A 6,877-nucleotide genomic window follows, 5' to 3' on the forward strand; every position below is an offset into this window, starting at 1 on the left:
ATTGACTGAATTGCACAAAAAAACCAATTCCATTACACGGGAATTGGTTTTTTTGTTGTGCACTATCAGATAACGCGTAAGGAGATTAATAGTTTGTATAAATTTAGTATACTACGAATTGAAAGAAAATTCAAAAATAAAAGGATGAATCTTTACATATTTTCAAATCCGAACACAAAAATGTAAAGATATGGTTTATAATAAGTGGTGAAACACTCTCCTATGTTTCTAGTGACTGTATTTTTTATCTGTTGTTGGTGCGGAATCTATTGATAGATTTTGCACTTTTTTTGGAGAGTAAAATATAAGTATTAAAAAGAGCATAAGGAAACCGAATCCCACTTTGTATAAAAAGTGGTGAAATAGGCTGTGCCTATTGGGTTTCTAAAGCTTTCTAGTTGGTACGCTTTTTCTATGATTTGTGGTCGTCTGGTGGTCGTTTATAGTCATTTCGTGGTCTTTCAGTGGCCCTCAGTGGTCGTTTAGTGGCTGTTTAAAATGCACAAAAAAATTAAAATATGCTACAATAATTGTAAAGATAGAAGCTGTTCTTTTAGGAGTACCCATGCCATAAAGTTGGGACGAAATAAATTGGTGTATCCTTACCTTAGTAGGAACGAAAGATAAAAAAGAGAACCAACTGTTATACAGAGTTGGTTCTCTTTTTTATCTTTATCGAAAGTAAACTTTTGAATAGAAGTTTACTTTTATTCTATTTATTTTCTTGCAATAGTTCCAATTGTGTTGTTGTATTGTTATTGAAAAAAACCTCCTGTTTTTAGGAGGTTTTTTATTATTTGTTTTTATTAACCACCAGTGTTTCCATGAGAATATTGAACTATGTTTTTTTCAGTAGACATTTGAGTTTCTTTTGATGTATTGGTGTTTCCTAAGATTAAGGTGAAAGCAGTTATGATCCCTAGTAAGTAAAAAGTTGTTTTTTTCATTTTAATGCCTCCTTATCTTGTTTTTTTTGGTTAGCTTTTGAACTTAGATAAAAGTATTTGCTTGCCTTTTCATGGTTATCTTCACGATAAAATTTTAATGCTAATTTTTCATTATATTCGTGAACATACTCATATATATTTTCTTGTTCGAAATATTTGTTACCTGCTATTACTAGTTTTTCTAAACTTTCTCCAGGGATTTCTTCATTTATTGCTTTTAAAATTTTGAAGTGATGTTGATATTCTTCATTTTCAAGTTCTGTACTAATTTGTAAGCCTTGGTCAAATAGTTCTGATGCTTCATTCTTATTATTTAGTTTTGAATGTTCACATGCTTCAATTAAGATTGCTCTGTAGTTATTTGGTGATTTTTGAATAACTTCTGATAAATAGCGAATTGCTAATTCTGATAAGTTTTGTTTTGCATACATAAATCCTAAATTATGACGAACATATAAAATAGCTTGTTCTTCTTTTTCTTTTTGGAAAATATCCATTGCTGATATAAAGTATTCTTCAGCTAATTCATATTCTTTTAGATGTGTACATGATAATCCAGAAAGGTTATTACAATAGCCTATGTTTAATTCATATCCTTTGTATTTAGAAAAGATTTCTTTTGCTTTAGATGCTTGTTTAATAGCTGGAACATATTGTTGATTGTGGCAACTAAATGTGGAAAGTTTATAATAAAATTCAGCGTGTTCCAATTGGTCTGGTATTTCTTTTAATTTTATTTCAGCTTTGTCATAGTATTCTCTTGCTAAGTTGTAGTTTCCGATGCTAGTTGCATGTATGGCTTTAAAAAAGAAATAATAGTATGAGAGAAGATTATCTGTAGGTGTGTGAAAAGATTCAATTTTGTCGAAGCTATTTTTACCAATACTTAAATGATCTATTAGATATTGATGGCGGAAATCTAATAGTGAATAGTATAAAAGTAGATTTTGGTCCTTTTCTATGTTGTGGATTTTTTTATCAATTTCTAACTTTAATTTATGTGCATTACCTAAATGTCTAGCACGAATTTCGATATACCAGTCATTTAACATGTTTGTGATTTGTTCATTGCTTTTTGTTTGAACATCCACGAAATAGCCCCCTTTTTTACAAATGTATATTATTTCCACTCATTTTATCATGTCTCGACATATATCTAATTTATTAAATTTGAAAAATATATTTTTGAATATTCTGAATTATAAGGTTGCGAGAGATATTTAAAAGCGAAAAAGCTTTATAAAATAAGGATTTTTCACTAATGGTTGTAATAAGGCATTTGTTTTATTGACATTTTTAGGATATCAAACTTAGAAAAAATGTATATATTTAATTTTGTAAATATTAAAAGACAGACAAGATACAACAAAAAAAGCCATTCATGCTATAATTGAGTTGTTCAGAAACAACTATAGAAGAAGGGCTTTTTTTACTGTTATACAATTAATTAGAGTGTTCAGACTCAAATTAATTTATCTAACTACATAATAACAAAATAGAAGTCTCTTCGCTAGTTGTAAATACTAGAAACGAGGAGAAAGCGATGACAAATACCATTGATTTTAAACATGTTGAGAAAAATGCAAGAATACGTGATTTTGAGAATGAAAAAGAAAAGTTTAAACAAGATCATAACGGTATTAACCAAGAAGAAGTAAATCAAGCAATGCAAGTATTAAGTAAAGCTACTGGTGGAAAAGAAATATTTATAGGTACTAAACGTTCCTCACAATCAAAAGTGAAATTTGCCCAATTCATTCAAGATAATTGGGATTATGCTTTAGAAAATGCATTTTTTACTGACGAAGAAATGCTCTTTTTACTTCGTATTCAAAGATTTTTACAATTCAAAAGTAATTGTATTGTAAATGATATTCATTCTAGAAATGCACTTCCTATGAGTCAAAAACAAATAGCTGATAGATTAAAAACTGATAAATCTAAAATTAGTCGCATTGTAAATAGTCTGGTTCAAAAAGGTGTTATTGTAAAAGCAAATGGACATAAACCAGAAGGGGTTAAAGCTCGTACATACGCGCTATTTATTAATCCTAATATTATTTATAGTGGTGAACGCGATAATGTTGAAACAACTTTAAAAGCATTATTTATAAATTCAAAATCACTATTCAAAAAATTTCCAATAGCCCTTTTTTAAGGGCTATTTTTTTAATTTTAATAGTTGTCTAATCTGACAACTAAAGTTGTCTAATCTGACAACTATTAAAACCTCTATAAACCCTTGATATAATAAGCTTTTTAAATAGTTTAGTAGTTGTTTTACTCTCACTCTCTATATAAAGGCTAAAAGTTCCGCAAGGAACAGGTAGTATTTTTGAGAAAAAAGCACTCAAAAATCTCCACCTTTTTCACTACGTTTCATCCTTGCGGAACTTTTTTCGGCTGGTTTTTAGCTTTCGCCAAGCCGAACAGACCAAAAACGAGGTTAAGTTGCTCGACTTGGACTAGTAATTGTACCAGCCGAACCACCTAGTCCTATCGTTCCAAACAATAAATTTATTCCATAATGAGTTACGTTAAGTTCCTGGGGGCTAGCCCCCAAACCCCCAGCCAGCTCTCACACCCAAAAACAAGAAAGAGAGAACCTTTGATTAAATAGTTCTCTCTTTCTTGTTTTATTAAATTTAAGTATTTTTTGTGAATTTTAAATGATATAGCAATGATGCACTAATAATGACACTGATACTTATGATCATTGTTATTAATATTAATATATCTTTTAATAAAAAAAATGTTATAACACTCCAAATTATTAATCCTAAAAACAAAAACATTTGAAACATAAATGATTTTTTAGATAGCTTTTTGGATAAAAAATATAATCCTAAAAATATAGGTATAGAGTATCCAAAATAAATTAATATATCTGTCTTTCCTTCGGGACTTTTAAAATCAACATCAAAAAAGAAACAAAGTCCTATTAATGTAATTAAAATGAACAATAAGGTTTTTTTATCCTCTTTTACCATGAGTTTCCCTCCCTTAATTAATATATATTAACTTATTTTTATATTTTCTGTAAATTTATTTCCATTATTGTACTAATATGCTACAATTCTCTTGTTATGTAAAAATATGTTGGAGGGGTTTTTATGAAGAAAAAAATATTATGTTTATTTACTAGTTTCGCATTGATAGCTCCATTATTTGGATCAACTGTAAAAGCAGCTGTTGATTCAAACGACTGTAAACAATGTACAAATGAGCCATTAACAAAAGAAATGATTCGTTCGGATAAAAATAATGTAGTTGATTTAACAATAACTGATGAAAATTTTAATATAGCTTTAGAAATTGCTGAATCAGATTTAGAAGAAACTACTATTAAAAATTCAGATGGGACTCTTTCATCATCCTATCAAAATGAATTAGAAGCTGGTGTAAGTAAAGAAGTTTTTGTTACTTATTTAAAAGTTTTAGAGAGTTTTAATTATGAAATTCAAAAGGGAAATTTAGAAGTTGGAAATGGTTTAAAAGATTTGAAATTTAAAGATCAAAACTCTATTAAAGATATACAATATGTAAGCTCTTTAGGAGTAAACTTTTATTACCTCACTAATTCTGACTTAGGTAAAGTTAATAAAATTCTTGGTGTTGGAGGAACTGCTGCTGCTCTGGCTGGTGCATTAGGTATAACAGTTGGATTAGCAGCCCCAATTCTTGCATGTGCTGCATTTTTGGGTGCAGGATTAAATGCATGTAATTGGTTTGATAAAGGGATATTTATAAAGAAAACTGCATCAAGTTGGGCTTGTTGGCCTTCTAAATAAAAGACTAGTGAATTACTAGTCTTTTTTTTTTGGACATCTCATTAGTCCAAAATTAGGATGTTTTTCCTCAAGTTAATAGTACTAAATCTTTCGGTAAGTTATCTATTGATAAATAAAAAATGGAATATTCTAATTGAAGTGATTGGTAATGATTATAACAGAGGGCTTAATGAGCGGTTAGAACAACTTACAAAATGACTATTGGGAGAAGAAAAATAAGCAGTAAGTGTCAATGGTAAGCGGACTGGAATGGTTCAGCGGTTTGTGCTGATCCATGAAAGGAGCATTAAGGAATGGACACGTGCAGCTGATTCTTCATCCTCTTGGCAGTTTCTCAAAACGAATCGTTTTGGGGACGCCAACCGGCGAGGAAGCCCCTCAAGGATTGAGGGGTTGGGGAGTTCGATTGATGGGGTCAAGGGGAAGAGTTCCCCTTGTGGGGTGTGGGGCAAAGCCCCTAGTATTTGTCACGCTACGGCGTGATTTGGCGAAGCCAACAAGGTCTCGCAGAGCCCACACCAAATGTAATTTGGTATAGTGGGCTATACCAAAACTTTGGATTCGCTCTCTCGATGTGTTATGATAGTCTCAAAAGTAGTCCTCTTACGGAAGACAATTGTGAGGGAAAAACATGAACAAATTTGCAATTATTCACATGCAGAAATTTCAAATTTCTGATGTGCAAGGAATTCAAAAACATAATCAAAGACAAGGGAAAAGTAAATCAAATTTAGACATCGATTATTCGAAAAGTGAACAGAATTATGATTTGTTAAATCAACAAAAAATTAGATATGAAAGCACAATTAAACAAGAGATCAGTGAGCGAGTAAAACGAAAGCCACGGGCGAACTCTGTTGTACTTTCTGAATTTGTAGTAACAGCTTCGCCTGATTACATGCATTCATTAAGTTTAGAAGAACAGAAACGTTATTTTGAGAGTTCACTAGATTTTATTCAAAAGCGTTATGGCAAACAAAATACGTTGTATGCGATGGTTCATATGGATGAAGCGACACCACATATGCATATTGGTGTCATGCCAATTACAGAAGACAATCGTTTGTCAGCGAAAGATATGTTTACGAGAAAAGAATTAATATCCTTGCAACAGGACTTCCCATTGGAAATGCGGGAAAAAGGTTTTGATGTAGAGCGGGGAGAAGGTTCTGAGAAAAAACATTTATCGCCTCAAGCCTTTAAGGAAAAACAAGATTTAGAAGTAGAAGTGGAACAGTTATCCAATGTAAAAACGCATTTAAAGACAAAAGTAGTGGAAACTCATAATCAATTACAACAAACCACAAACTACATTGAAAAACAGAATGAAACCTTACAAAAAATTCAGCAACAATTTTTAAGTTTAGATAAAAAAATAAAAGAAAAGAAACAGGAATTTGAAACGTTTCGAAACCAAATTCCGGACAAGCCAGTGTCAATATCTTATTTGCGAGAAGAAACAAAAACAGAAGTAACAACGAAACTGTTTGGAAAGCCAGAAATTACTGAGAAGAAAACAGGAAACATCGTGGTAACACGTGAGCAATGGAGAGATATGACAGAAAAAGTGAATGCAGCGGTTATTGTAAAAAAAGATTATGAACGTTTACAGAAGACGGATCTCGTAAAAGAAAATCGAAGTTTACGAGAAGATAATAAATATTTAGAGGAAACAATAGAGGGGAATAAACTTGCTTTAAAACATTCTTATAAACAAAATCGGGAATTAGAAGGAGCAAATAAAGAATTACATACTGAAATAGGCTCTTTAAAAGCCTATATAAGAGATTTACAGATGAATATAAAGGTTTTATATCAACAGACGAAAAAAGTCTTTAAAGAGCAATTTAAGGCATTTAGAGGACTTATTAAAAACGAACTGGATATGAAGGGTGTAGATAATCAATTTGAACGTGAACATACAAGAGAAATAAGAAGTAGACAGAAAGGATATGACATGGAACGTTAGAAACGTTTTGTGATATACTATAATTATTCATCACTAACTAATTTATGGGTTTCATCCATTTAAAAATCTCTTTATATGTGTGCATATAAAGAGATTTTTTGCGTTTATGTAATTAAAATTATGTTAAGATTGATAAGACTACATTTGAAAATGTGGGTTCAAGTTGCTGT

The 6,877-nt window shown here is 30.8% G+C and carries 6 protein-coding genes; 3 read left to right on the plus strand and 3 right to left on the minus strand.

Annotated elements, in window-relative coordinates:
* Positions 1 to 806: 806 nt before the first annotated feature.
* On the minus strand, positions 807 to 947 hold the full coding sequence (locus MHB52_RS36680) for a hypothetical protein (protein ID WP_172797003.1): 141 nt from the start codon (positions 945 to 947) through the stop codon (positions 807 to 809).
* Positions 944 to 2,038, minus strand: a complete 1,095-nt coding sequence (locus tag MHB52_RS36685; RefSeq protein WP_061663317.1) for a Rap family tetratricopeptide repeat protein — start codon at positions 2,036 to 2,038, stop codon at positions 944 to 946. Before MHB52_RS36685 ends, MHB52_RS36680 begins: the two co-directional genes overlap by 4 nt.
* Before the next feature lie 452 nt (positions 2,039 to 2,490).
* Between MHB52_RS36685 and MHB52_RS36690 the strand changes: the two genes are divergently transcribed.
* Complete coding sequence (locus MHB52_RS36690) at positions 2,491 to 3,105, plus strand: MarR family transcriptional regulator (RefSeq protein ID WP_061663316.1); 615 nt, start codon at positions 2,491 to 2,493, stop codon at positions 3,103 to 3,105.
* Positions 3,106 to 3,592: 487 nt separating this feature from the next.
* On the opposite strand, the gene MHB52_RS36695 is transcribed toward MHB52_RS36690, so the two are convergent.
* The gene (locus tag MHB52_RS36695; RefSeq protein WP_000237825.1) at positions 3,593 to 3,937 is read right to left on the minus strand and encodes a hypothetical protein; all 345 of its coding nucleotides are present in this window, start codon (positions 3,935 to 3,937) and stop codon (positions 3,593 to 3,595) included.
* Positions 3,938 to 4,060: 123 nt separating this feature from the next.
* Between MHB52_RS36695 and MHB52_RS36700 the strand changes: the two genes are divergently transcribed.
* Both MHB52_RS36700 and mobV read left to right on the plus strand, forming a co-directional pair.
* The gene (locus tag MHB52_RS36700) at positions 4,061 to 4,738 is read left to right on the plus strand and encodes a hypothetical protein (RefSeq protein WP_061663315.1); all 678 of its coding nucleotides are present in this window, start codon (positions 4,061 to 4,063) and stop codon (positions 4,736 to 4,738) included.
* Positions 4,739 to 5,369: 631 nt separating this feature from the next.
* A complete protein-coding gene (gene mobV, locus MHB52_RS36705; RefSeq protein ID WP_340769408.1) occupies positions 5,370 to 6,707 on the plus strand; it encodes a MobV family relaxase in 1,338 nt (445 codons plus the stop codon).
* The last annotated feature ends 170 nt before the right edge of the window (positions 6,708 to 6,877 follow it).

The sequence above is a fragment of the Bacillus sp. FSL K6-0073 genome (genome assembly GCF_038006085.1).
Taxonomy (GTDB): domain Bacteria; phylum Bacillota; class Bacilli; order Bacillales; family Bacillaceae_G; genus Bacillus_A; species Bacillus_A cereus.

Coding starts and splice junctions, on each gene's coding strand:
- MHB52_RS36680 (WP_172797003.1), bottom strand. CDS start 947: ATGAAAAAAACAACTTTTTACTTACTAGGGATCATAACTGCTTTCACC.
- MHB52_RS36690 (WP_061663316.1), top strand. CDS start 2,491: ATGACAAATACCATTGATTTTAAACATGTTGAGAAAAATGCAAGAATA.
- MHB52_RS36695 (WP_000237825.1), bottom strand. CDS start 3,937: ATGGTAAAAGAGGATAAAAAAACCTTATTGTTCATTTTAATTACATTA.
- MHB52_RS36700 (WP_061663315.1), top strand. CDS start 4,061: ATGAAGAAAAAAATATTATGTTTATTTACTAGTTTCGCATTGATAGCT.
- mobV (WP_340769408.1), top strand. CDS start 5,370: ATGAACAAATTTGCAATTATTCACATGCAGAAATTTCAAATTTCTGAT.